This is a genomic window from Embleya sp. NPDC001921, from assembly GCF_053594475.1.
The window spans coordinates 40,269-64,252 of record NZ_JBSFEO010000061.1 but is presented as its reverse complement, the minus strand read 5'-3'; the positions used below and the strand labels follow the sequence as shown (position 1 = coordinate 64,252).

Annotated in this window: 21 protein-coding genes and 1 tRNA gene; 13 read left to right on the top strand and 9 right to left on the bottom strand. The window is 71.4% G+C overall.

The annotated features are described in order from the left end of the window. Positions 1–131: 131 nt before the first annotated feature. The 6 genes from mscL to ACWCPW_RS45150 form a co-directional block, all read right to left on the bottom strand. Positions 132–614 (bottom strand): large conductance mechanosensitive channel protein MscL, encoded by a 483-nt coding sequence (gene mscL / locus ACWCPW_RS45175; RefSeq protein ID WP_449767457.1) that lies wholly within the window; start codon positions 612–614, stop codon positions 132–134. Positions 615–740: 126 nt separating this feature from the next. Then, entirely contained in the window at positions 741–1,451 is a 711-nt protein-coding gene (locus ACWCPW_RS45170; RefSeq protein ID WP_449767456.1) for an SAF domain-containing protein, read from the bottom strand. A 349-nt stretch (positions 1,452–1,800) separates the two neighbouring features. Next, a complete protein-coding gene (locus ACWCPW_RS45165) occupies positions 1,801–2,640 on the bottom strand; it encodes an S-methyl-5'-thioadenosine phosphorylase (protein ID WP_449767455.1) in 840 nt (279 codons plus the stop codon). A gap of 3 nt (positions 2,641–2,643) precedes the next feature. Continuing rightward, a complete protein-coding gene (locus ACWCPW_RS45160) occupies positions 2,644–2,994 on the bottom strand; it encodes an FmdB family zinc ribbon protein (protein WP_449767454.1) in 351 nt (116 codons plus the stop codon). A gap of 46 nt (positions 2,995–3,040) precedes the next feature. Further along, complete coding sequence (locus ACWCPW_RS45155) at positions 3,041–4,312, bottom strand: MFS transporter (protein ID WP_449767453.1); 1,272 nt, start codon at positions 4,310–4,312, stop codon at positions 3,041–3,043. A gap of 267 nt (positions 4,313–4,579) precedes the next feature. After that, complete coding sequence (locus ACWCPW_RS45150) at positions 4,580–6,082, bottom strand: potassium/proton antiporter (RefSeq protein ID WP_449767452.1); 1,503 nt, start codon at positions 6,080–6,082, stop codon at positions 4,580–4,582. A gap of 298 nt (positions 6,083–6,380) precedes the next feature. On the opposite strand from ACWCPW_RS45150, the gene ACWCPW_RS45145 reads away from it, so the two are divergent. Next, on the top strand, positions 6,381–9,611 hold the full coding sequence (locus ACWCPW_RS45145; RefSeq protein ID WP_449767451.1) for a penicillin acylase family protein: 3,231 nt from the start codon (positions 6,381–6,383) through the stop codon (positions 9,609–9,611). Positions 9,612–9,629: 18 nt separating this feature from the next. Here the strand turns inward: ACWCPW_RS45145 and ACWCPW_RS45140 are convergent, their stop codons facing one another. Continuing rightward, positions 9,630–10,214, bottom strand: a complete 585-nt coding sequence (locus ACWCPW_RS45140) for a 5-formyltetrahydrofolate cyclo-ligase (protein ID WP_449767450.1) — start codon at positions 10,212–10,214, stop codon at positions 9,630–9,632. A gap of 91 nt (positions 10,215–10,305) precedes the next feature. On the opposite strand from ACWCPW_RS45140, the gene ACWCPW_RS45135 reads away from it, so the two are divergent. The 9 genes from ACWCPW_RS45135 (at position 10,306) to ACWCPW_RS45095 (ending at position 18,152) form a co-directional block, all read left to right on the top strand. Next, positions 10,306–11,049, top strand: coding sequence for a GGDEF domain-containing protein (locus ACWCPW_RS45135; protein ID WP_449767449.1), 744 nt, complete (start codon positions 10,306–10,308; stop codon positions 11,047–11,049). Positions 11,050–11,059: 10 nt separating this feature from the next. Continuing rightward, the gene (locus ACWCPW_RS45130) at positions 11,060–11,986 is read left to right on the top strand and encodes a UTP--glucose-1-phosphate uridylyltransferase (RefSeq protein ID WP_449767448.1); all 927 of its coding nucleotides are present in this window, start codon (positions 11,060–11,062) and stop codon (positions 11,984–11,986) included. Beyond that, positions 11,983–13,203, top strand: a complete 1,221-nt coding sequence (glp, locus tag ACWCPW_RS45125; protein ID WP_449767447.1) for a molybdotransferase-like divisome protein Glp — start codon at positions 11,983–11,985, stop codon at positions 13,201–13,203. The genes ACWCPW_RS45130 and glp overlap by 4 nt, the downstream gene beginning before the upstream one ends. A gap of 234 nt (positions 13,204–13,437) precedes the next feature. Beyond that, a complete protein-coding gene (gene moaC / locus ACWCPW_RS45120) occupies positions 13,438–13,905 on the top strand; it encodes a cyclic pyranopterin monophosphate synthase MoaC (protein WP_449767460.1) in 468 nt (155 codons plus the stop codon). Between the two features lie 8 nt (positions 13,906–13,913). Continuing rightward, complete coding sequence (locus ACWCPW_RS45115; RefSeq protein ID WP_449767446.1) at positions 13,914–14,591, top strand: MogA/MoaB family molybdenum cofactor biosynthesis protein; 678 nt, start codon at positions 13,914–13,916, stop codon at positions 14,589–14,591. Beyond that, positions 14,576–15,205 carry a GNAT family N-acetyltransferase gene (locus tag ACWCPW_RS45110; RefSeq protein ID WP_406298024.1) on the top strand — a complete coding sequence of 210 codons (630 nt, stop codon included), beginning with the start codon at positions 14,576–14,578 and terminating at the stop codon, positions 15,203–15,205. Before ACWCPW_RS45115 ends, ACWCPW_RS45110 begins: the two co-directional genes overlap by 16 nt. A gap of 509 nt (positions 15,206–15,714) precedes the next feature. Further along, positions 15,715–16,887 (top strand): divisome protein SepX/GlpR, encoded by a 1,173-nt coding sequence (sepX, locus tag ACWCPW_RS45105; RefSeq protein WP_449767445.1) that lies wholly within the window; start codon positions 15,715–15,717, stop codon positions 16,885–16,887. A 49-nt stretch (positions 16,888–16,936) separates the two neighbouring features. Further along, positions 16,937–17,010: transfer RNA gene (locus ACWCPW_RS45100), tRNA-Ala, on the top strand. A gap of 296 nt (positions 17,011–17,306) precedes the next feature. Then, positions 17,307–18,152 (top strand): SGNH/GDSL hydrolase family protein, encoded by an 846-nt coding sequence (locus tag ACWCPW_RS45095; protein ID WP_449767444.1) that lies wholly within the window; start codon positions 17,307–17,309, stop codon positions 18,150–18,152. 110 nt (positions 18,153–18,262) lie between these two features. Here the strand turns inward: ACWCPW_RS45095 and ACWCPW_RS45090 are convergent, their stop codons facing one another. Both ACWCPW_RS45090 and ACWCPW_RS45085 read right to left on the bottom strand, forming a co-directional pair. Further along, positions 18,263–18,838 (bottom strand): TetR/AcrR family transcriptional regulator, encoded by a 576-nt coding sequence (locus ACWCPW_RS45090; protein ID WP_449767443.1) that lies wholly within the window; start codon positions 18,836–18,838, stop codon positions 18,263–18,265. Between the two features lie 85 nt (positions 18,839–18,923). Beyond that, positions 18,924–20,660 (bottom strand): dolichyl-phosphate-mannose--protein mannosyltransferase, encoded by a 1,737-nt coding sequence (locus ACWCPW_RS45085; RefSeq protein ID WP_449767442.1) that lies wholly within the window; start codon positions 20,658–20,660, stop codon positions 18,924–18,926. 58 nt (positions 20,661–20,718) lie between these two features. On the opposite strand from ACWCPW_RS45085, the gene rsmI reads away from it, so the two are divergent. The 3 genes from rsmI (at position 20,719) to metG (ending at position 23,983) form a co-directional block, all read left to right on the top strand. Beyond that, positions 20,719–21,585, top strand: a complete 867-nt coding sequence (gene rsmI, locus ACWCPW_RS45080) for a 16S rRNA (cytidine(1402)-2'-O)-methyltransferase (protein WP_449767441.1) — start codon at positions 20,719–20,721, stop codon at positions 21,583–21,585. 334 nt (positions 21,586–21,919) lie between these two features. Then, complete coding sequence (locus ACWCPW_RS45075) at positions 21,920–22,279, top strand: hypothetical protein (protein ID WP_449767440.1); 360 nt, start codon at positions 21,920–21,922, stop codon at positions 22,277–22,279. 87 nt (positions 22,280–22,366) lie between these two features. Next, on the top strand, positions 22,367–23,983 hold the full coding sequence (gene metG, locus ACWCPW_RS45070) for a methionine--tRNA ligase (protein ID WP_449767439.1): 1,617 nt from the start codon (positions 22,367–22,369) through the stop codon (positions 23,981–23,983). Position 23,984: the final 1 nt, after the last annotated feature.

Below are 23,984 nucleotides of genomic sequence, written 5' to 3'. Positions count from 1 at the left end.
GCGGGCCCGCACCTTCCAGGAAGGTGCGGGCCCGCCGTCTCGTAGGTCTGCCCGGTGCCGTCGGACGCCCGCGCCGGTGTGCGGGTCGGGGTGGGTGCGCGCTCGGCCGAGCGCGGGTCGGCGCGCGCCGATCAGAGGTCGGAGCGTGAAGAGCCCGAGCCGGTGACGCCGTGGTTCGGTTGGTTCGCCTCCGCCTCGGGGTTGAGCCGCGCGGCGAGCAGATCGCGGATCTCGACCAGGAGTTCGGTGTCGCTGAGTTCCTTCTCGCCGGCGTGGCCCAGGGCCCGCTTGCGCCTTTCCATCATGTGGTTCAGCGGCAGCACGAGCAGGAAGTAGACGACCGCCGCGGTGATCAGGAAGGTCAGCGTCGCGCCGAGGACCGAGCCCCAGAGCAGTTGCACGCCGGTTGCCTGCCCCTTCGCGTCGATCCCGCACGGGCCCTTGATGCAGGTGGTGTACCCGTCCAGGTTCTTGGTGCCGAAGGCGCCCACGACCGGGTTGATCATGCCCTTCACGAACGCGGTCACGACCGCCGTGAACGCGGCGCCGATGACCACGGCCACGGCCAGGTCCACGACGTTTCCGCGCATGAGGAACTTCTTGAAGCCGCCCACTGCTTGATTCCCATCGATCTTGATCGGTCGAAGCCTCGAAGGGGCACACCGATCAATGATCCATACCGAAAAAAGTAGTAGTCATTGAATACCCCCCGAAGCAGGACAAGTCGCACGAGTCTGCTGTCATTCGCGATCCGTCGCAACAGGGCCGTTCGCGAGTCTGTGGATGGTATAGGTCAGTGCCGGTCCGGTTGCCACGCCGGCGAGTTCGGCGGCCACGGGGCGGGGGACTTCGAGGATCAGCAGGGCTCCCGTCGAGGAGCCGGACGAGGCCGGCCGGGCCACCACGAGCGCGCCGGGCACGATCAGGCGCGCGGGTCCCGGGTGGTCGGGAGGCGGCGCGGCCAGCACGTCGATCCGGTCGCCCGGGCGCAGTACGGCCACCGCGTCGGCGTCCGCGAAGCGCGCGGGCAGGGCGACCGTGCCCGGATCGCGCGGGGCGCCGGAGCGGGCCACCCGGACGTCGGTCACCGGCTCGCCCCGGCGCAGCGGACCGGTCAGCGCGACCCCGGCGGCCTGGCCCACCGTGTGCAGAACTCCCGCCGGACGCAAGGCCGTCGGCATCTCGACCAGGGTCAGGTCGGCGGGTCCGGGAGTGCTTCCCGCGGCCAGATCGCGCGCGGCCACCACGATCGGTGTGGTGGCCGCGGGTGCCGGGCGGACCGCCACGATCACCGCGAGCACCGCGACGGCGGCGGACAGCGCGGCCAGGCCGCGTCGATGGCGGGCCAGCACGCGCCGCCACGGCGGCCGGGCGCTCGGGGGCGGCGGCGCCCGGAAGGCCGGGCCGAATGTCGAACCGGGCGAGGACCCGAACGATCCCGAAGCGGACATCACACCTCCAGCGCGGGCAACGCGAAACGACACGGATGGTGCGGCCCGACCCCCGTCGGAACCGGGGCGGGAAAACGAGGGCCGAGCCGCGTTCCCACCGTGCCGCGCGCCGCCGCACCCCGGCCGAGGCGTCTCCTCGCCTGTGCACAAGTCCGCCCCTGGGGACAACGAGTTCACTCGTGTGAGTGACGCCCCCCGCCCGACCCCCGCCCGCCTCCCCAAACGCCACGCACCCCGCCACTCGACCCCGCGCACCACGAAGGCCGCCCCCCGAACCGGGAGACGGCCTTTCGTACGCTTCGATACCGCCACCGCGCGAACCGCGCGCGACCGCCCCAAGGGCAACGCCCTAGGCCGGTCGCTCGACCTCCGCCGTGCCGCACGCGCACGAACGCGTCTTCGGCAGCGCCGCGACCACGTCGAACAACAGCGTGCGCAACCGGTCGACGTTGGCCGCGAAGACCTCCATCACCTCGGCGTGGGTGACCCCCTCGCCCGCCTCGACGCCCGCGTCCAGGTCGGTGACCAGCGCGATGGCGGTGCAGCACAGCCCGAGTTCGCGGGCGAGTACGGCCTCGGGGTGTCCGGTCATCCCGATGATCGACCAGCCCTGGGCCGCGTACCACTTGGATTCGGCGCGGGTGGAGAAGCGCGGCCCCTCGATCACCACGAGCGTGCCGCCGTCCACCGGCTCCCAGCCCGACGTGCGCGCCTGGGCGGCGACCACCGCGCGGCCGTCCGCGCAGTACGGGTCGGCGAACGTGGTGTGCACGACCGGCGGGATGCCGCCGTCGGCGAGCGGGAGCCCGTCGAAGAACGTCTGGGTGCGACCGGATGTGCGGTCGATCAACTGGTCGGGGACCACGAGTGTGCCCGGACCCAGTTCGGCGCGCAGGCCGCCGGTCGCGCACGGCGCGAGCACCTGGGTCACCCCGACGGCGCGCAGGGCCCACAGGTTGGCGCGGTAGTTGATCCGATGCGGCGGGATCGCGTGGTCGCGGCCGTGCCGGGGCAGGAAGGCCACCCGACGGCCGGCCACCTCGCCCAGGAACAGCGCGTCACTGGGCGCGCCGTACGGCGTGTCCACGCGCACCTCGACCACGTCGTCCAGGAACGCGTAGAACCCGGAGCCGCCGATCACGCCGATCTCGGCCGGGGCCACCCCCGCCGGCAACACGCCGGTCGTCATCGGTCAGGCCGCCGTCGACGTCGTACCGGACGAGCCGGACGAAGACGAGGACGAGGACGAGGACGAAGAGGACGACGACGAACCCGAGGACGAGGAACCGCCCGAGTCGGACGAGGAGGACGACGACGAGCCCGCCGACGCGGTCGACGCGGCCGCCGGCGTCGAGGACGTGCTCGAGCCGCGGCTGTCGGTGCGGTAGAAGCCGGAGCCCTTGAACACGACGCCCACCGCCGAGAAGACCTTGCGCAGCCTGCCCTGGCAGGCGGGGCACTCGGTCAGCGCGTCGTCCGTGAACTTCTGGACGGCCTCAAGGCCCTCGCCACAGGCGGTGCACTGGTACTGGTACGTCGGCACGGTCTGGTCCTCCTTCGACAGACAGGTCAGCGGGGTACTGGCACTCTCACCTGTCGAGTGCCAATGGTGCAGCATTCACCGGAGATCCGTCCACCACGCTCGCGGTCATCGGTGTAATGGGTGTCACATCCGGGCTCGGCCGCAGCAGTCGCTGCCCGGTGAGCACCACCAGGAAGCCGATGCCGGCCGCCGCCAGGGTGAGCGCGAATCCGGCGCCCGAGCCGCGCGCGTCGGTCAGCATTCCGGAGAACGTCGAACCCAGTGCGAGGCCCAGGCCGATCGCGCCGGTCAGCCACGTGAACGCCTCGGTCTTGGCCTCGGCCGGGACCAGCGTGTCGACGAGGGTGAAGCCGGTGATCAGCGTGGGTGCGATCGCCAGTCCACACAGCAACGCGACGGGCACCATGATTCCCACCGTGGGGATCGCCCACAGCGGCGCGGTGCCCAGCGCCAGGAGCGCGAACGTCATCAGCATTCGGCGGTGCGCCGCCCGCCGCCAGGCGACCGCGCCGTAGACCGCGCCGGCGATCAGGCTGCCGCCCGCGAAGACCGCGTACAGCGCGCCTGCCAGCCCGGGCTTGCCGGCCTCGTCGGCGAACGCGGTGACCGAGACCTGCACGGTCCCGAAGACCCCGCCGATGCACACGAAGGCCACCACCAGGAGCCGCACGCCGCCGATCCGCAGCGCGGACACGCGCGGCGCGTCGTCGGCCGTGCGGACCACCCGCCGGGGCGCGGTGCCGCGTTGCAGCGCGAACAGCAGCGACCCGATCAGGGTCAGCGCGGCCTCGACGACCAGTCCGGCGGCCGGGTGCACGCCGGTGGCCAGGAAGGTGGCCACCACCGGACCCACCACGAAGGTGAACTCGTCGGTGACCGACTCGAACGCGAACGCGGTCGGCAGCAGCGGCGACCGCTCCAGGTGCGCGGCCCAGCGGGCGCGCACCATGGAGCCGATCTGCGGCACGGTCGCGCCGGAGAGCACGGCGGTGACGAACAACAGCCACAGCGGCGCGTCGGTGAGCGCGGCGACGATCAGCGCGGACACCGCCGCGCCGTGCAGTACCGCCCCGGGGACGACCACGGCCGCCTGGCCGAAGCGGTCGGCGAGCCGACCCGTCTGCGGGCCGACGAAGGCGAGCGCGACGGCGGCGGCGGCGGAGACCGCGCCGGCGGTGCCGTACGAACCGGTCGTGTGTTTGACCAACAGCACGATGCCCAGGCCGAGCATCGCGTAGGGCAGCCGCGCGATCAGCGCGGGCACCAGGAAACGCCAGGCGGACGGGGTCCGCAGCAGCGAGGAGTACGTGGATATCACGCGCACCACTCCTCGTGGGCGCGTCGTGCGGTCCGATGCGTGGGCATCGTGGATGTCGCTTCCTGCCACCTGGTGACGCACATGGGAAACCCCGGTGCGCCGAGAGCTGTCCTCGAAAGCGTCCACCGGGGTAGATACCGAAGCTGTGCTCCGGCCGCCGTGCGGTCCTGACGCCAGCCCTGCGTCAGGCAGAGTCGGTGTGTGGAGGGGATCGGCGATCGAGGCGCCGTGAGGCGCCCCGATGGCAATCAACCAACCGATCGTACCTCACGTGTCGCCCTTGACCCCGAACCAGCCCGCTAGCTTGCCGCCCCGGCTGACCGCGCGCAGCCGGTCCTCCGCGTCGTCGCGCACCGTGTCGGTGGCCACCACGAGCAGGTCGTCACCGCGCCGCAGCACGGTGGTCTGCTCGGGCACGAAGCTTTCGTCGTCGCGGACGATCAGGGTGACCGCCGCGCCGCGCGGCAGCCGCAGCTCGCCGACCTCCACGCCGTGCATGCGCGAGCTCGCCGGCACGCTGACCGACAGCAGGTGGCCCTGGAGCCGCTCCAGCGGCGCGGACTCCACGCCCAGGTCGGTCGGCTCGTGCTCGCCCGCGAAGCCGGCCTTGCGCGCTATCCACGGCAGCGTCGGCCCCTGCACCAGGGTGAACACGACCACCAGCACGAAGGTGATGTTGAACAACCGCTGGGCGTCCGGGACGTCCTTGACGATCGGGATGGTCGCGAGCACGATCGGCACCGCTCCGCGCAACCCCGCCCAGGACAGGATCAACTGCTCGCGCCACGGTATGCGGAAGGGCGTCGTGGTCACGATCACCGACAGCGGTCGGGCGACCAGCAGCAGGATGGTGCCGATCACCAGCGCCGGGACGATCGCGCCGGCCAACTCGTGCGGGGTGACCAGGAGTCCGAGCAGGACGAACAGCCCGATCTGGGCGATCCAGCCCAGCCCCTCGGCGAAGCCGCGCGTCGCGGGGCCGTGCGGGAGCTGCGAGTTGCCCAGCACCAGCGCGGTCAGGTAGACCGCGAGGAACCCGCTGCCGTGGGCCAGCGCGCCGCCGGAGTAGGCGAGCACGCACAGCGCCATCACCGCGATCGGGTACAGGCCGGACGCCGGCAGCGCGACGTGGCGCAGGCCGTACGCGCCGATCCTGCCGACCGCGAGGCCGACCGCCGCGCCGATGGTCAGCTCCATGCCGATCTCGCCGAGGATCACGTACCACGGTTCGACGTGACCCACGTGGGCGAACGTGACCACCAGGATGACCACCGGTGCGTCGTTGAAGCCGGATTCGGCCTCCAATAGACCGGTCAGCCGATGCGGCAGCGGCAGCTTGCGCAGTACCGAGAACACCGCGGCGGCGTCCGTGGAGGAGACGATCGCGCCCATCAGGATCGCGGTCGACCAGTCCACGTCCAGCACGATCCGGGTGGCGAACGCGGTGACCGCGACGCTCACCCCGACCCCCACGGTGGACAACACCGCCGCCGCCGGCACCGACGGCCTGATCTCCTTCCAACTGGTCGCTATCCCACCCTCGGCGAGGATTACTATCAGCGCGGCGTAGCCGAGCGTCTGGGTCAGCTCGGCGTTGTCGAAACCTATGCCGAGGCCGTCGGCCCCGATCAGGATTCCGAGTCCGAGGTAGAGCAGCAGGCTCGGCAGCCCGGTCCTGGTCGCCAGGCGCACCGCTATCACGGCGGACAACATGACGAGGGCACCCAGGAGCAGGACCTGGTTGAGCTCGGGCACGGACACGTGCGTCACCTCCGGCGGTCGTCGGTCCGGCCACCCCCCAGGCGGCCGCACGGAGTGCGGAACAAGAAGGCAGGGCGACGACGGGCAGAGCCGGCGACACCGCGATGCGCAGGCAATCAGCGAGCCATGGGAAGGGGGGCCCTGCCGCGCCGGCGCACCGGCGATGAATTACCTACGCCTGGCGAATATTTTACCAAAGCGAAGGATCCATACCCCACAGGGGTCCCGTCTCGTACCCGTGGCTGTGATGCCGACGACGCTCGGCTTTTAAGGTGTCCCTTGCCGCACCGACCGCATAAGGACCTTGATGCCTCCCTCGAAGACGCCCGACCCGGAGCAGCCCCCCGGTGGCCAGGACGCCTCATCCCCCGGGTGGGACGACTGGCCCACGGGCGAGTGGCCCACATCGCAGTGGGCCGCGGCGGATCCGGTCGCGGCCCAGCGGCGCGCGGACGAACGCGCGGAGCGTGAACGCCGAGCCGCGTCCGAGCCGTACGACGAGCCCGAACCGTACGGTGAGCCCGAGCCGTACGCGCCGCCACAGCCGCAAGAGCCGTACGCACCACAGGAGTCCTACGCCGCCCGGGAGCAGCCGTACGCCCGGGAGCCCCACCCGGCCGCCCAGGAGCCGTACGCCGCCCAGGAGCCCTACTCACCGCCCGAGCCGTACGCGGAGCCGCCCGCTCCGGCGGCGGTGCCCGCTCCCGCGGGGCCACCCGCGCCGCGTGCCGCCGAGCCGCCGCGGGTCGAGTCCGCGCCCGTGCCCGCACCGGCGGCCGAGCCCGCGCCCGCCGCCGATCTTGAACCCGCCGCCCCGGCCGAGGCGCCCGCGCCCGGCGCCACCGCCAAGGTCAAGGAACGTTCGACGACCCCCAAGGGGCCGTCCAAGGCGTGGCGCCGCTTCCGGTTGACGGCCATCGTCCTGGTCGTGGTGCTGGCCATCGCGATCGGTGGACTCGGCTGGTGGGGCTGGCAGTTGTCGCGCGACTCGTTCCCGCAGGCCTCCGGCACGGTCCGGGTTCCGGGGCTGACCGCCAAGGTCGACGTGGTCCGCGACGCCAAGGGCATCCCGCAGGTGTACGCCGACACGTCCGAGGACCTGTTCCGGGGGCAGGGCTACGTACACGCCCAGGACCGGTTCTGGGAGATGGACGTACGCCGGCACATGACCGCCGGTCGGCTGTCCGAGATGTTCGGCTCCGGTCAGGTGGAGAACGACAAGTTCCTGCGCACGCTGGGCTGGCGCAAGGTGGCCGAGCAGGAGTACGCGGCCCTGCCGCCGGAGTCGCAGAAGTTCCTCCAGGCCTACTCCGAGGGCGTCAACGCCTACCTCAAGGACCACAAGGGCGCAGACGCGTCGTTCGAGTACGCGCTGCTCGGCCTCGTGCACGACGGCTACAAGGCCGAGCCGTGGACCCCGGTCGACTCCGTCGCGTGGCTCAAGGCGATGGCGTGGGACCTGCGGACCAACATGCAGGACGAGATCGACCGGGCGCTGCTGTCCGACAAGCTGACGGTCAACCAGATCGACGAGCTCTACCCGCCGTACCCGTACGAGGCGAACAAGCCGATCGTGCGCGACGGTGCGATCGTCAAGGACGGCAAGGACGGCAAGACCGAGCGCTTCGCCCAGGACGCGCCGCCCGCGGTGCCCTCCAAGAGCGCGCAGAGCGCGCTGACCGGCCTGTCCGAATCGTTGTCCAAGCTGCCCTCGCTGTTCAGCGAGAAGTCCTCCGGTGTCGGCTCCAACTCGTGGGTGGTGGCGGGCAGCCGAACCACCACCGGCAAGCCGCTGCTGGCCAACGACCCGCACCTGTCCCCGTCGCTGCCCTCGGTCTGGTACCAGATGGGCCTGCACTGCCGCACGGTCGGACCCAAGTGCCAGTACGACGTCTCCGGCTACACGTTCTCCGGCATGCCGGGCGTGGTCATCGGCCACAACCAGAAGATCTCGTGGGGCTTCACCAACCTCGGCGCCGACGTGACCGACCTCTACCTGGAGAAGGTCCAGGGCGACACCGTGCTCTACGGCGGCAAGTTCGAGCCGTTCGTCGACGTGCGCCAGGAGACGATCAAGGTGGCCGGCGGCGCCGATCGGCAGATCACCGTGCGCACCACCCGGCACGGGCCGATCCTGACCGAGGTGTCCGACGAACTGGAGGACGTCGGCAAGGACGCGCCGATCCCGGACCCGAGCCCGCAGCGCGAGGAGGGCTTCGCGGTCGCGCTGCGCTGGACCGCGCTGGACCCGGGCACCTCGATGGACGCGCTCTTCCAGCTCGACAAGGCGCAGAACTGGAACGACTTCCGGGGCGCGCTGAAGAACTTCGACGTGCCCTCGCAGAACGCGATCTACGCGGACGTCGAGGGGCACATCGGCTACCAGGCGCCCGGCAGGATCCCGGTGCGGCGCAGTGGTGACGGCCGCTGGCCGGTGTACGGATGGGACCCCAAGTACGACTGGGTGGGCACCATCCCGTTCGACTCGCTGCCGAACGTGTACGACCCGCAGGACGGTTACATCGTCACCGCCAACAACGCGGTCACCTCGCCGGCGTACCCGTACCTGATGACCTCCGACTGGGGCTACGGCTCCCGCAGCCGGCGGATCGAGGAGATGATCACCACCGCGCCGGGCAAGATCGACGCGGCGGCGATGCAGAAGATGCAGGCGGACGACGTCAACCCGGTCGCGCAGTTCCTGGTGCCGTACCTGCGTGACGTCAAGATCGACGATCCGTGGGTGCGCGAGGCGCAGGACCTGCTCAAGGACTGGGACATGCGCAACGACGCGGACTCCAAGGCCGCGGCGTACTTCAACGCGGTGTGGCGCCAGGTGCTCATGCTCGCCTTCGGCGACAAGATGCCGTTCTCGGTCCGGGCCGACAACGACTGCGCGAGCAACCCGACGACCAACCACGTGCAGTGCGGGGACCGGGACGACTCGACCGCGCAGCCGGACGGCGGCGACCGGTGGAACGAGGTCGCGCGCACGCTGCTGGCCAGCCCGGAGAGCCCGTGGTGGAACATCTCCAAGAACCCGGGCGCGATCACCACCCGCGACGGTCTCCTGCACAAGGCGATGACCGAGGCGAAGAAGGACCTCACCTCCCGGCTCGGCAAGGACATCGACACCTGGTCGTGGGGTCGGCTGCACACGCTGACGCTGCGCAACCAGACGCTGGGCACCGAGGGGCCGGGCGTGGTCAAGTACATGCTCAACCGCGGGCCGTACCGGATGTCCGGCGGCGAGGGCCTGGTCAACGCGACCGGGTGGAACGTCGCGCAGGGCTACGAGGTGACCACCGTGCCGTCGATGCGGATGGTGGTGGACCTGTCCGATCTGGACGCGTCCCGGTGGATCAACCTGACCGGCGCCTCCGGGCACGTTTGGCATGACAACTACACCGACCAGACCGACCTGTGGCGCAAGGGCAAGACCCTGGCATGGCCGTACACGCCCGCCGCGGTGGACAAGGCGGCCAAACACCGGCTGGCCCTGGTCCCGGTCGCTCCGGCGGCCCCCGCCGGGCCGTGACGGCGGCCCGCGGCGGTGCTACCGGGTGAACCGGTACACCGCCGCGGGCGTCACCGCGACGTCCACGGGCACGTCGTGCGGCTCGGCCGGCACCCGGTCGAGCACCTCGTCGTCGTACAACAACACCACCGTCACCGCCGCCGGCACCCGGGTGAGCGCCCGGTCGTAGGACCCGCCGCCACGCCCGAGTCGAAGACCCCGGCGATCCACCGCGAGCCCCGGCACCACCAGGACGTCCGCCGTGCGCACGCCCTCGACGCCCAGCCGCGGTCCGATCGGCTCGCGCAGCCCCCGGCCCGCCGGCACCAGCGACGCCGGCCCCTCGTACACGGCCCAGTCCAGGTCGTTGTCCGCCAGCAGCACCGGCAGCAGCACCCGGCGGGTCGATCCGGCGGCGAGGTCCTCGGCCAGACCCCGCCCGCCCGGCTCGGAGCCCACCGGAACGTAGGCCGCGACGGTCTCGGCGCGGGCCACCTCGGGGAGCGCGAGGAGCGCGTCGCGGAGCGCGCGACTCGCCGCGACACGCCGATCCGACCCCATGAGTGACCGTGAGTGCAACAACTGTGACCTCAGCGTGGCCTTGTCGTTGAGGATGTCCTTCATGCTGTTCCCTGAATGACGTGTTTGGACGGGTTACCGAAGGAGTCCGCGCAATCGACACAGTTCGCGCCACCGCACCGGACCCGGATCCCGCATGGCCCTGACTTTCGAACGACTCCTGATCATCCTGCTCGTCGGCGCGCTCTCGGTGGCGGTCGGCTCGCTGGCGGTCGCCGTGCGCCGGCTGCGCGCGATCGCCGGGAACGAACTGCCCGAGTTGCGGCACGAGGTCACCCGCCTGGAACTCAGCCGCGCCGAGTTGGAACGGCTGTCGGTGACCGACCCGCTGACCGGCGTGTGGAACTACCGCTACCTGCAACTCGTACTCGATCGCGAGGTGATGCGCGCGACCCGGTTCGGCCGGCCGCTCGGGCTGCTCATGCTCGACCTCGACCACTTCCGCGACGTCAACGAACGGCACGGTCACCAGGGCGCGAGCGCGGTGCTGCGCGAGGTGGCCCAGCGGCTCGCCCTGGAGATCCGCCAGGTGGACACGATCGCCCGGTACGGCGGCGAGGAGTTCGTGATCCTGCTGCCCGAGACGGACGCGGCCGGCGCGGCCAAGGTCGCCGAACGTCTGTGCTACGCCGTGCGGCGCGGCACGTTCGGCGCGGCGACCGACCCGGTCCGGCTGACCATGGCGATCGGCACGGCCGTACTGCCCGGCGACGGCACCCACTCCGCGACCCTGCTGCGGGCCGCGGATCGGGCGCTGGGCCGGGCCAAACGGGCGGGCGGCGACCGGTTCTGCGGCCCGGATCCGACCGAGGGCGGACCGCCGGGCGACAAGCGGCCGATCGCCGGGCTTAACGGGACCCCGGGCGACCTCACCCGTTAGTGTGCGAGCCATGCATGCGCGTCGTTCGTTCCACATCACCAAGGCCGTCGTTCCCGCCGCCGGCCTGGGCACCCGCTTCCTGCCGGCGACGAAGGCCACGCCGAAGGAGATGTTGCCGGTGGTGGACACACCGGCCATCCAGTACGTGGTCGAGGAGGCGGTCGCCGCCGGGCTCACCGACGTGCTGATGGTCACCGGTCGCAACAAGCGCCCGTTGGAGGACCACTTCGACCGGGCGTACGAACTGGAACACGCGCTGGCCGCCAAGGGCGACCTGGACCGGCTCAAACTGGTCCGCGAGTCGAGCGAGTTGGCCGCGATCCACTACGTGCGCCAAGGGGATCCGCGCGGCCTGGGCCACGCCGTGTCGTGCGCCCGCCCGCACGTGGGGGACGAGCCGTTCGCGGTGCTCCTGGGCGACGACCTGATCGACCCGCGCGATCCGCTGCTGAGCACGATGTTGCGGGTGCGCCGGGAACTCGGCGGCAGCGTCGTGGCGCTGATCGAGGTGGACCCGGCACAGATCCACCTCTACGGCTGCGCGGCGGTCGAACCGCTGGCCCCGGGCACCTCCGAGCCCGGCGTGGTGCGTGTCACCGACCTCGTGGAGAAGCCGGAGGCGGGCGGCGCGCCCAGCAACTTCGCGGTGATCGGCCGCTATCTGCTCGACCCGGCGATCTTCGACGTGCTGGAGAGCACCCCGCCCGGTCGGGGCGGCGAGATCCAACTGACCGACGCGCTGCGGGTGCTCGCGGGTCGCGAGGCCGCCGACGGCGGCACCGTGCACGGCGTGGTGTTCACCGGCCGCCGGTACGACACGGGTGACCGGGCCGACTATCTGCGTGCCATCGTGAAGCTGGCATGCGAGCGTGAGGACCTGGGACCGGCGTTTCGGACCTGGCTGAGGCAGTACGTGAACGAGGAGATGCAGGCATGAAGAGCGTCGAGGACCACCTTGCCGGGATCCTCGGACGGATCGCACCGCTGGCCCCCCTCGAACTGCAACTGCTCGACGCGCACGGCAGCCTCCTGGTCGACGAGGTGGCCGCCACCGGCGACCTGCCGCCGTTCGACAACTCGTCGATGGACGGATACGCGGTACGGGTCGCGGACGTCGCGGACGCGGGCGAGCGCTACCCGGTGGTGCTCGACGTCGTCGACGACATCGCCGCGGGCAACGCGCCGAAGAGCGCGATCGGGTCCGGCACGTGCGCGCGGATCATGACCGGCGCGCCGCTGCCGGAGGGCGCGGAGGCGATCGTGCCGGTCGAGTGGACCGACGCGGGCATGCCGACGGTGCGGATCACCCGGGCGCCTTCGAGCGGCCAGTACATCCGGCGCCGGGGCAGCGATGTCACCGCCGGGCAGACGGTGCTGGACGCGGGCACCGCGGTCGGCTCGGCGCAGGTCGGCCTGCTCGCCGCGATCGGCCGCGAGCGGATCCGGGTCCGGCCCAAGCCGCGCGTGGTGATCCTGTCCACCGGCAGCGAGCTGACCCAGCCCGGCCGGCCGATCGGTCCCGGCCAGATCCGCGACTCGAACAGCTACATGCTCACCGCCGCCGCGCGCGAGGCGGGCGCCATCGCGTACCGGGTCGGCAACGTGCCCGACGACCCCAAGATCCTGATCGACACGATCGAGGACCAGTTGATCCGGGCCGATGTGGTGGTCACCACGGGCGGGGTGAGCGCGGGCGCCTACGACGTGGTCAAGGAGGTGCTCTCCGAGCTGGGCACGGTCGAGTTCGGCAAGGTCGCGATGCAGCCGGGCATGCCGCAGGGCTTCGGTGTGATCGGCCCCGACGAGACGCCGATCTTCACGCTTCCCGGCAATCCGGTCAGCGCGTTCGTGTCGTTCGAGGTGTTCGTGCGTCCGGCGCTGCTGCGCATGCAGGGCGCCGAGGTCACCGAGCGGCCGATCGTGCGGGCCACCTGTTCGGCGGCGCTGAAGTCCCCCGAGGGCAAGCGCCAGTTCCTGCGTGCCTGGTACACCCCGCCCGCGGCGGGGGTCGGCGAGGGCACCGTGGACCCGGTCGGCGGCACCGGCTCCCACCTGCTCGGCAGCCTGGCCAGGGCGAACGCGCTGATCACCCTTCCCGTCGACGTCACCGAGGTCGCCGCGGGCGCCGAGGTGTCCGTGATGCTGCTCGGCTGAGCGCCGCGATCCCCGGCCCGGGCGGCCCGTGCATGCGGGCCGCCCCGTTGTGCCTCTAACGTTGCCCCAGCACGACACACGGCAGTTCGACACGCACGGCAGATCGATCCACAAGGCGGATCGATACACAAGGCACTTCTACGCCCACCGCACGGGGGGCTCACCGTATGGGGTGGAAAGTTGACGCGCGGCGCCAAGAACCTCACGCACCTCGACGAGGCCGGCGCGGCCCGCATGGTGGACGTCACGGCCAAGCAGATCTCGGTCCGCACGGGCACGGCCTCGGGCCGGGTGCTCGTGTCGCCCCGCGTGGTCGAACTCCTGCGGGGCGAGGGCGTGCCCAAGGGTGACGCCCTGGCCACCGCCCGGATCGCGGGCATCATGGCCGCCAAGCGCACCCCCGACCTGGTGCCGCTGTGCCACCCGATCGCGCTGCACGGCGTCGTGGTGGACCTGACGGTGCAGGACGACGCGGTGGCGATCACCGCGACCGTGCGCACCGCCGACCGCACCGGGGTCGAGATGGAGGCGCTGACGGCGGTCTCCGTCGCGGCGCTCACGGTCGTGGACATGATCAAGGCAGTGGACCCGGGCGCGGTCATCACCGACGTGCGGGTCGAGCAGAAGACGGGCGGCGCCTCCGGGGACTGGCGACGGGACACCGGGGCAGGGGCCACACAACGGGACGGAGGGCAAGTCTGATGCGAGCCATGGTGATCACCGTGTCCACCCGCGCGGCGGCCGGGACCTACGGGGACGAGAGCGGTCCGGTGATCGTGCGCGGGCTGCAGGCGCTGGGCTTCGAGACGCGGGGCCCGCAGGTGGTGCCGGACGGCGAGCCGGTCGCCCAGGCGCTGCGGGACGCGGTCGCGGGCCACTACGACGTGATCGTCACCACCGGGGGGACCGGGCTCAACCCGTTCGACCAGACCCCGCAGATGACCAGCCGGGTGATCAGCTACGAGGTACCGGGCATCGCCGAGGCGATCCGGATGGAGAACTTCGCCAAGGTGCCGACCTCGATCCTGTCGCGCGGCATCGCCGGCGTCGCGATCACCCAGGACTCGCACTGGACCTACCGCAGCCTGATCGTCAACCTGCCCGGCTCGCCCGGCGGCGCGCAGGACGGGATCAACGTGCTGTCCAAGGTGCTGCCGCACGTGGTGTCGCAGCTCCAGGGCGGCGACCACCAGCAGGGCGGCGGATTCGGTGGCGGTGGCGGTGGTGGCGGGGGCTTCGGCGGCGGTCAGCAGCCCGCGCCCGGGGGCGGCGGGTACCAGGGCGGCTTCGGCCAGGGCGGCGGCTACCAGGGCGGTGGCGGGGGCGGCGGGTTCCAGGGCGGCGGGGGCTACGGAGGGGCGCAGCAGCCGCCATGGGGCACGCACTGACCCGCGGGTGGCCGGTCGAACTCACCGAGGGCCGGGTCACCCTGCGCCCGATCCGCGCCCGCGACGCGGTCGCGTGGCAGGAGGTGCACACCCGCAATCGCGAATGGCTGCGCCGCTGGGAGGCGACCGTGCCGCCGGGATCGGCGGCCGGTCGCCGGCCGACGTTCCGGCAGATGGTGCGCTTCCTGCGGGCCGAGGCGGGCGCGGGACGGATGTTGCCGTTCGTGGTGCTGTACGACGGGCAACTGGTCGGCCAGGTCACGGTCGCGGGCATCACGTGGGGGTCGATGTGCTCGGCGCACGTGGGCTATTGGGTGGACGAGCGGGTCGCCGGGCTCGGCGTGATGCCGACGGCGGTCGCGCTCGTCGCCGACCACTGCTTCTTCCGGCTCGGCGTGCATCGCCTGGAGGTGTGCATCCGACCGGAGAACCGGGCCAGTCGGCGGGTGGTGGACAAGCTGGGGTTCCGCGAGGAGTGCCTGCGCCCGCGCTACCTGCACATCGACGGCGACTGGCGCGATCACCTCGCCTACGCGTTGAACGCCGAGGAGGTCCCCGAGGGGCTGCTGATGCGGTGGCGCGCCTATCGGGAGAGCCGGGGCTTCACCTGGTAGCGGGATCTCGTCGAGCGGGATCCGTGCGCCGGCAACACCCGCGAGCGGAACCTGCGGAACCTGTGTGGGCAACCCCTTCGAGCGGAACTCCTGCGGAACCCCTTCGAGCGGAACTTCCGCGGGGAACCCCTTCGATGTGAATCTCTTCGATGTCGATCCCGCCATATCGACACATCGATCTTGCGATTTCGCTACTCTCCCGGAGATATGAGCGGTGTCACCTCGGCAGACCCCGGCGCCCCCGGGAGAACGGCTGCCCGAGGGGCCTCGGGAGCCACGCCGGTTCCGGGCATCTCGGGTGTCCCGGTGATTTCTGCCGTGTCGGTCTTCTCGCCGAATTCGGTGCTGTCGGGCTTCCCGGTGAATTCGGCCGCGCCGGATGGTTCGGTGGATTCTGTCGCCTCGGGCGTCTCGGCAGTCACATTCGTCACATGGGTATCACCTCGGATCGGGCGACACACCGTGCCTAATCCGACGATGCGGCGCCCATCCGGCTTAGCGTGTGAAGCGTGAACGGCAGCGGCCTGATCTACGCAGCGATCGTGGGGGCCTGGGCTGCCTATCTGGTGCCCATGTGGCTTCGCCGACAGGACGAGCTCAACGAGGCCCGGCCGACCGAGCGATTCACCACCGCGATCCGGATCCTCTCCCGTCGCGGCGCCTTCGAGCGCCGCTCCGCCCGCGCGCTCGCGGAGGCCCCCGCATCCGCGGAGGAGGGCACGGACGCGCCCGAGCGGCGCGGTCCGGCCGAACCGCCGCGCGCCGCTCGGCAACACCCGGCCAAGCCCGGCGCGCAGCCGACGCCGCAGGCCGCCCCGCAGTCGACGCCGCAGCCGGCCGCGACCCCCGGGTCGGCGTCCTCGGCCAAGGGCAAGCCCGGCGCGGTCAAGCGTCCCGCCGCGCCGGTCCGCCGCGACGAGGGCCGGGCCGCTCTGCTCACCCGGCGCCGCCGGGTGATCGCGAGCCTGTTCGCGACCTTCACCGCCGGCGCGATCCTGGCCGGGGTGGCCGGGCTCGCCTGGGTGTGGCTGCTGCCCGCCGTGCCCGGCGTCCTGCTCTCCGCGTACATCGTCCACCTGCGCGTGCAGGAGCGGCGTCGCTATGAGGCGGGGCTGCGTCGACTGGGCCGACCCGCGGGCAAGTCCGGCGGGCCCGCCGACAGCCCCTCGGCCGCCGAAGCGCGCCCGCGGGCCAAGACCCGCGAGCTGCCCGACGGCCCGCCGGCCGAACCCCGCGCGGCGGCTCCGCCGACCGGCGGCGACCCGCGCGCCGCCCGCGCGCCGCGCTCGGGGCCGACCGGCTCCGCCGGGACGGGCGGCGCCTCGGGAGCCTCCGCCTCGGCCCGGGGCAGGCGCGACCGCGAGGCGGAGGAACCCGCCCTGGCCGAGTGGATCGCCGAGTTGGCCACCGACGGCGGCCCGCACGACCGCGACTCGTGGGACCCGGTGCCGGTCCCGCTGCCCACGTACGTGACCGCTCCGGTGGTCCCGCGCGGCGACGCCGAACAGGAGCCGGAGCGCCCGCAGATCCACGCCGTCCCGGACCCCCGGCCGACCGAGTCGGCCCGCCCGTCCACCCCGTTGTTCGACCAATACGCCGAGGACACCCGTACCGCCTACGGCTCCTCCGTCGACTCGCTGCCCCTGTACGAACACGAGTGGCGCCGGGCCGTCAACGAGTGAATACCCGTGCGCGACCCACCTCGTCGAGGTGGTAATGTTTCTCCTCGTTGGGCCTGTGGCGCAGTCTGGTAGCGCACCTCGTTCGCATCGAGGGGGTCTGGGGTTCAAATCCCCACAGGTCCACACAGTACGAAAGCCCCGCCGGGATCCGGCGGGGCTTTCGTCGTTCCCGGATCCCGACGCGTGGCAAGGCCCGTCCGGATTCGGCGAGTTGTGCGGGATCGGGTTACGGGTCGATGAGGAGTGGGTGAACTGCGTCGCTTTTCCGGCGGGGCGGGAATGCGCGGCGGTTGATCGGGCTTGGCCGAGAGAGTGCGCCCGCCGAGACGTGTGCGGGGGCGCTGCCGCGTGTAGCGGAGTGTGTTCGGATGGTTATTACGGTCGCGTAGGCGAGGTGAGCGATGCCAACATCGGGTGACATGGCCGAGCTATTGAATCCACACGGGAACCTGTCCGGAATCAACTCTTATGTGGCAATCGGCGACAGCTTCACCGAAGGTGTCGGCGATCCCGGGCCCGACGGGAACTACCTCGGGTGGGCCGATCGGTTCGCGGCTCGGCTGTCGACGGAGCGGCCGGGGCTTCGGTACGCGAATCTGGCCGTGCGCGGGAAGTTGCTGCATCAGATCGTCGAGGAGCAGGTGCCGCTGGCCATCGCGGCGCGACCCGATCTGGTGACGTTGTGCGCGGGTGGCAACGACGTGCTGCGGCCCGGGAGCGATCCGGACAAGCTGGCCGCCGAGTACGAGGAGGCGGTCGCCGCGTTGACGGCGACGGGCGCTCGGGTCGTGGTGTTCACCGGGTTCGACACGCGCTGGGTGCCGGTGCTCAAGCTGATCCGCGGCAAGGTGGCCACGTACAACGAGCTGTTGCGGGCCGTCGCGGACCGGTACGACTGCCCCGTCGCGGACATGTGGGGGCTCACGTCGCTGCACGATCGGCGTGCGTGGAGCGAGGACCGGCTGCACCTGTCGCCCGAGGGGCACGACCGGGTGGCGCTCAAGGTCGGCCGGGCGCTCGGGTTGGCCGCCGAGGGCGACCCGGACGCGCCGTGGCCGGCGGAGGACGTCGCGGTCACGGCCGGCGCGGCGCGGCTGGAGAACGTGCACTGGGCGCGGGAGCACCTGGTGCCGTGGATCGGGCGGCGGCTGCGCGGACAGTCGTCCGGGGACCACATCACCGCGAAGCGGCCGGAGTTGGCGCCGCTGGATGATGTCGCCGCGATTCCGCCCGTTGGCGCACCCGTGAGTCGTCAAGCCTCGTAGGGCCCGGCGGGTCCTCAGGCGCCGGACGGGCCGGGTGGGTTGTGCTCAGGCGCCGGACGGGCTGGTGGGGTTGCGGGAGGCTGGTCCTCGGGTGTTCGGCGGGGCCTGGTTCATGGGGTCGGTTCCGCTGCTGTGCCCAGGAGGAGGAGGCGGGCGGAGCGGGTTACCGTGCGTTCGACGTCGTCCATGCTCATGCGGCCGAAGGCCCAGCTGAAGAGGGCGCCTTCCCAGGCGATGCCGAGCAGGTGGACGAACTCGTCGGCGCCGGTGATCTCGTCGCCCAGCGCGGTGCGGAACATGTCGTTCATGATCCGGTTGATCTCGCGATGACAGTCGCCCACGCCGGGGTCGGAGGACCCGAGCGCGTGGATCAGCGCGGCGGTGAGCCGAGGGTGGCGGGCCATCGTCCGGCACGTGTTGTGCAGGATCGCGCACACTCGCTCGGCGGCGTCGGTGCCGTCCGGCCGGGCCGCGTCGCTGCGTTCCAGCGCGGCGATCCACTCCAGGTGGGTGGCCGCGAGCAGGTGGTCCTTCGAGGAGAAGTGCCGGTAGATGGTCGCCGAGGAGAGCCGGGACAGGCGGACCACGTCGCGCATCTGCACGCTGTCGTAGCCGCCCGCCGCGGCCAGGTCGCGGGTCGCGTCGATGGCCCGCCTGCGTATGTCCTGCTCCCGTGCGACGGACACCGGCGCAGCCTCTCTCGGGGTCGACAACAGCATGGGCAACGGCTTCGACGACTGCGACGGCGACTTCGCCCAGGACGTCGACACGCTAGATCCAGGTGCTGAACCACATGCGGTCCAGCCACCCACTGCGCGAGATCGTCTCACCGGTGAAGATCGGATAGAAGTACAGGAAGTTCCACGCGATCAGCGCGATGATCGCGACCACGCCCGCCGTACCCCAGGCCCGCCGCCGCTCGCCGGCCCCCGGCGGGCCGAGCAGCGCGCCGAGCATCATGGTCACCGCCAGGCACAGGAACGGGACGAACGCGACCGCGTAGAACAGGAAGATGGTCCGCTGCTGGTACGCCATCCACGGCAGGTACGCGGCGGCGAGTCCGCACAGGATCGCGCCCGCGCGCCAGTCGCGTCGGCCGGCCCAGCGGAACAGCAGGTAGCCGACCGCGATCACGCCGGTCCACCACAGCAGCGGCGTGCCGATGCCCAGCACGGTCTGGTAGCAGTCCTGTTCGGTGCAGCCGGCCGTGCCCTGGTGCACGGTCTCGAAGTAATAGGCGACCGGTCGGCCCAGGACCAGCCAGCTCCACGGGTTCGACTGATACGGGTGCGGGCTGTCCAGGCCGGTATGGAAGTTCCACATCTCCGCGTGGTAGTGCCACAGGCTGCGCAATGGCGCCGGCACCCACGTCATCCCGAATTGCGGCAGCGGGATGGAGACGAGCTTGAGGTCGAGGGAGCCGGGGGAGAGGCCGGCCCGGTCGTCGGCCCAGTTCCGGAAGTAGCCGTCTTGGGTCATCAGCCAGCCGGTCCAGGACCAGATGTAGATCGTCAGTGCGACCAGCACGGTGGACAGGAACGCGAAGAGCACGTCGTGGCGCAGTGCGGCGCGGTAGGGCCGGCGGGCGCCGCAGGCCCGTCGGGTGCCGGCGTCCCACAGGACGGTCATGACGCCGAACGCGGCGAGGACGTAGACGCCGCTCCATTTGGTGCCGCAGGCCAGGCCGAGGCAGATGCCGGCCATGACGCGCCAGGGTCGCAGGCCGAGTTTCATCGAGGCGGCGCGGGCGGCGTCCGGGCCGGACGCGAACATGCGGGCGGCGATCGCCCTGGTGTCGTCGCGGTCGATCAGCAGGCAGCCGAAGGCGGCCAGGATCCAGAACATCAGCACCAGGTCGAGCAGTGATGTGCGGCTCATCACGAAGTGCAGGCCGTCGAGGGACATGAGGAGTCCGGCGATACAGCCGAGCAGGGTGGAGCGGAACAGGCGGCGGCCGATCCGGCACAGCATCAGCACCGACAGTGTGCCGAGCACGGCGAGGGCGAAGCGCCATCCGAACGGCGTCAGCCCGAAGAGCTGCTCGCCGAGCGCGATCGTCCACTTCCCGATCGGGGGGTGCACGATGTACGAGCCCTGCGTCTGCAAGACGTCCGTCTGCCCGGCCAGGATCTGCTCGTTGGCCTCCTTGGGCCAGGTGCCCTCGTAGCCGAGCTTGAGCAGCGACCAGCCGTCCTTGGCGTAGTACGTCTCGTCGAATATCACCGCCCTGGGCCTGCCCAGGTTCCAGAACCGGATGAAACCGGCCAGCAACGTCACCAGGACGCAGGGCAACCAGCCGCCGCCGGTGTACGCGCTGTTGTCGGTGTACGAAGGCACCAGCCGCTCGCGCAACGAGGTCGGCGGCCGGTCCCGGTATCCGAACCGGGCCAGTGACCAGGCCCACCCGCGCGGCTCGGGACGTGCGGCCCCGGTGTTGCCGGGGGACTCCGCATCCCCCTCCGGGGGGTGCTTTCGGGTCGGCTGATCGGTAGCCACGTCACTCGTCACCCGTGCATCGTATTGACGCGCGGGCGAACCGGGGCGCGCGAAAGGGGAGGATGGCCGAGTGGAACACGAACAGCACAGTCCTCAGGGCGGCGTACTCGTACTGGCCGGCACCCCCATCGGTGACGTGAGCGACGCGCCCGCGCGGCTCGCCGTCGAACTCGGCGCGGCCTCGGTGGTGGCCGCCGAGGACACGCGCAGGCTGCGCAGATTGGCCGGCGCGCTCGGTGTGGAGGTGCCCGGGCGGGTGGTGTCCTACTTCGAGGGCAACGAGGCGGCGCGCACACCGGAGCTGGTCCAGGCGCTGCGCGAGGGCAAGCGGGTGTTGTTGGTCACCGACGCCGGGATGCCGTCGGTGTCCGACCCGGGCTACCGGCTGGTCGAGGCCGCGGTGGCCGAGGACATCAAGGTGACCGCCGTACCGGGGCCCTCCGCGGTGCTCACCGCGCTCGCGCTGTCCGGGCTGCCGGTGGACCGGTTCTGCTTCGAGGGATTCCTGCCGCGCAAGGCGGGCGAGCGGGCCCGGCGGCTGGCCGAGCTGGCCGCCGAGCCGCGCACGATGGTGTTCTTCGAGGCGCCGCACCGGCTTGCCGAGTCGCTCGCGGCGATGGCCGAGGCGCTGGGCGCCGACCGTCGCGGCGCGGTGTGCCGCGAGCTCACCAAGACCTACGAGGAGGTCCGCCGGGACACCCTGGCCGACCTCGCCGAGTGGGCGAAGCCGGGGGTGCGCGGCGAGATCACCGTCGTGGTCGCCGGCGCGCCGCCCGCCGACCCCTCGAAGATCGGCCCGGCCGAGCTGGTCGAGCGGGTGGCCGGACGCGAGGCCGCCGGACAACCGCGCAAGGAGGCCATCGCGGCGGTGGCGGCCGAGGTCGGTGTGCCCAAGCGGGTGGTCTTCGACGCGGTGGTCGCGGCCAAGAAGGCGTGACACCCGGGACGACCGGTCGGCGACGGCTCGCGACCCTGGGCGACGGTCCGGCGACGGACCGCGACCTTCTCGTACGCCGCCTCCGACATCCGCGACGCGGCGTGCCCGCACGGCCCCCGCCCGGCCGCTCGGGTCGGTCAAGCGCGAGCAACGGGCAGGTACGGCACAGCACTCGATCGGGTGATGAGTCTCTTGGGTTCTCCATATTCCGTGTTGGCCGACGTCAAGGAACCGTATGTGCCGATACGGAAGGCGCCTCGCGGGCATTCCATGGATACCGGTCACGGGAAGCCCCTGAACGAGTCGGTGGGCTCGCCCGCGCGAGGAGGTCGTCATGGAGAACCCGACGGTGGTGCACGAGTCCTATGCCTTCGTCTGCATGTCCTGCGGTCGCGGATGGGAGCGCGACTACGAGATCCACCACGCGACCGATCTGCACGGAACGCGACTGTGCCGGTACTACTCGATGGGGGAGTTGGTCCCGTCCCCGTTCACCAAGCCCGCGTGCGAGCACTGCGAAGGCACCTGCCTGCGGATACTCCCGGCGGGCCGGGTCGCGTCGGTCACCGGGGCCCGGGGCGTGGGCAAGTCGGCCAAGCCGGTCGCGGCCGTGAAGGCCGACAAGCTGGCCAAGGTGCCCGCTCCGCGCGGGGCCTCCCGGTGGCACCTGCCGTCCCTGCACCGCTCCGCCTGAGCCGCGTTCGGGCCGCGGGCCCGCCGGTGCCCGCTCCCACGGATACTCGGGGGCGGGCGCCGTCGCGTCGGCCGTAGGATTCCGGGTATGGCGGCCACTGGAACCACTGAACACACTGCGGGCGAGCGCGAGAAGGCGTTCTATGTCACAACGCCCATTTACTACGTAAATGACGCCCCGCACCTGGGCCACGCCTATACGACCGTCGCAGGCGACGTGCTCACCCGTTGGCACCGCCAGCGCGGCGAGAAGGTGTGGTTCCTCACCGGCACGGACGAGCACGGTCAAAAGATCATGCGCACGGCCGAGGCGAACGGCGTCACTCCCCAGGAGTGGTGCGACAAGCTGGTCACGGAGGCGTGGAAGCCCCTCTGGGAGCACTTGGAGATCGCCAACGACGACTTCATCCGCACCACCGAGAAGCGGCACACCGACCGGGTCCAGGAGTTCGTCCAGGACCTGTACGACAAGGGCGAGATCTACAAGGGCGGCTACGAGGGCCCGTACTGCGTGGCCTGCGAGGAGTACAAGGCGCCCGGCGACCTGCTCGACGGCGAGGACGGGCAGAAGTTGTGCCCGATCCACAAGCGCCCGGTGGAGATGCTCAAGGAGGAGAACTACTTCTTCAAGCTCTCCGAGTACGGCCCCAGGCTGCTCGAGTTCTACGAGGCCAACCCGGACTTCATCCAGCCGGCCTCGGCCCGCAACGAGGTCCTCCAGTTCGTCCGGCAGGGCCTGCAGGACCTGTCCATCTCGCGCTCCACGTTCGACTGGGGCATCCCGGTCCCGTGGGACCCCAAGCACGTCATCTACGTGTGGATCGACGCGCTGCTCAACTACGCCACGGCGGTCGGCTACGGCGCGGACCAGGCGAAGTTCGAGGGCACCTTCCCGGCGGACGTGCACCTGGTCGGCAAGGACATCCTGCGCTTCCACGCGGTGATCTGGCCCGCGATGCTGATGGCCAACAGCCTGCCGGTGCCCGGCCGGGTGTTCGCCAACGGCTGGCTGATGGTCGGCGGCGAGAAGATGAGCAAGTCGAACCTGACCGGCATCTCGCCGCGCCAACTCACCGACCACTTCGGCGTGGACGCCTACCGCTACTACTTCCTGCGGGCGATCCAGTTCGGCCAGGACGGGTCGTTCTCATGGGAGGACTTCTCCGCGCGCTACACCTCCGAACTGGCCAACGACTTCGGCAACCTGGCCTCGCGCGTGGCGGCCATGGTCGGCAAGTACTTCGACGGCGAGCTGCCCGCCTCCACCGCGGACGGGGACGCCGAGGGTGTGCTGCACAGCGCGCTGATCGAGGCCGTGTCGGTCGCCGACGACCGGGTGCGCGCGCTGGACTTCCAGGCCGGTCTGGACGCGGTGTTCGGCTACGTGAAGCTGGTCAACGGCTACATCACGGAGCAGGAGCCGTGGAAGGTGGCCAAGGACGAAAGCCCCGAGGGCCGGGCCCGACTGGCCACCATCCTGTACACCTCGGCCGAGTCGCTGCGCGCGCTCGCCGTGCTGCTCAACCCGGTGATGCCGGAGACCGCGCAGAAGTTGTGGGACTCGCTCGGCGCCGAGGCGCACCTGGGCGCGCTGGACAAGCAGCACGTGCAGGATTCGGGCCGCTGGGGGCAGTTGCCGGCGGGCGCGACGATCACCAAGGGCGCGATCCTGTTCCCGCGTCTCGAAGAGAAAAAGGACTCCTGAC

Coding starts and splice junctions, on each gene's coding strand:
- ACWCPW_RS45170 (WP_449767456.1), bottom strand. CDS start 1,451: ATGTCCGCTTCGGGATCGTTCGGGTCCTCGCCCGGTTCGACATTCGGC.
- ACWCPW_RS45165 (WP_449767455.1), bottom strand. CDS start 2,640: ATGACGACCGGCGTGTTGCCGGCGGGGGTGGCCCCGGCCGAGATCGGC.
- ACWCPW_RS45145 (WP_449767451.1), top strand. CDS start 6,381: ATGCCTCCCTCGAAGACGCCCGACCCGGAGCAGCCCCCCGGTGGCCAG.
- ACWCPW_RS45140 (WP_449767450.1), bottom strand. CDS start 10,214: ATGAAGGACATCCTCAACGACAAGGCCACGCTGAGGTCACAGTTGTTG.
- ACWCPW_RS45135 (WP_449767449.1), top strand. CDS start 10,306: ATGGCCCTGACTTTCGAACGACTCCTGATCATCCTGCTCGTCGGCGCG.
- ACWCPW_RS45130 (WP_449767448.1), top strand. CDS start 11,060: ATGCATGCGCGTCGTTCGTTCCACATCACCAAGGCCGTCGTTCCCGCC.
- glp (WP_449767447.1), top strand. CDS start 11,983: ATGAAGAGCGTCGAGGACCACCTTGCCGGGATCCTCGGACGGATCGCA.
- moaC (WP_449767460.1), top strand. CDS start 13,438: ATGGTGGACGTCACGGCCAAGCAGATCTCGGTCCGCACGGGCACGGCC.
- ACWCPW_RS45115 (WP_449767446.1), top strand. CDS start 13,914: ATGGTGATCACCGTGTCCACCCGCGCGGCGGCCGGGACCTACGGGGAC.
- ACWCPW_RS45110 (WP_406298024.1), top strand. CDS start 14,576: ATGGGGCACGCACTGACCCGCGGGTGGCCGGTCGAACTCACCGAGGGC.
- ACWCPW_RS45095 (WP_449767444.1), top strand. CDS start 17,307: ATGGCCGAGCTATTGAATCCACACGGGAACCTGTCCGGAATCAACTCT.
- ACWCPW_RS45075 (WP_449767440.1), top strand. CDS start 21,920: ATGGAGAACCCGACGGTGGTGCACGAGTCCTATGCCTTCGTCTGCATG.
- metG (WP_449767439.1), top strand. CDS start 22,367: ATGGCGGCCACTGGAACCACTGAACACACTGCGGGCGAGCGCGAGAAG.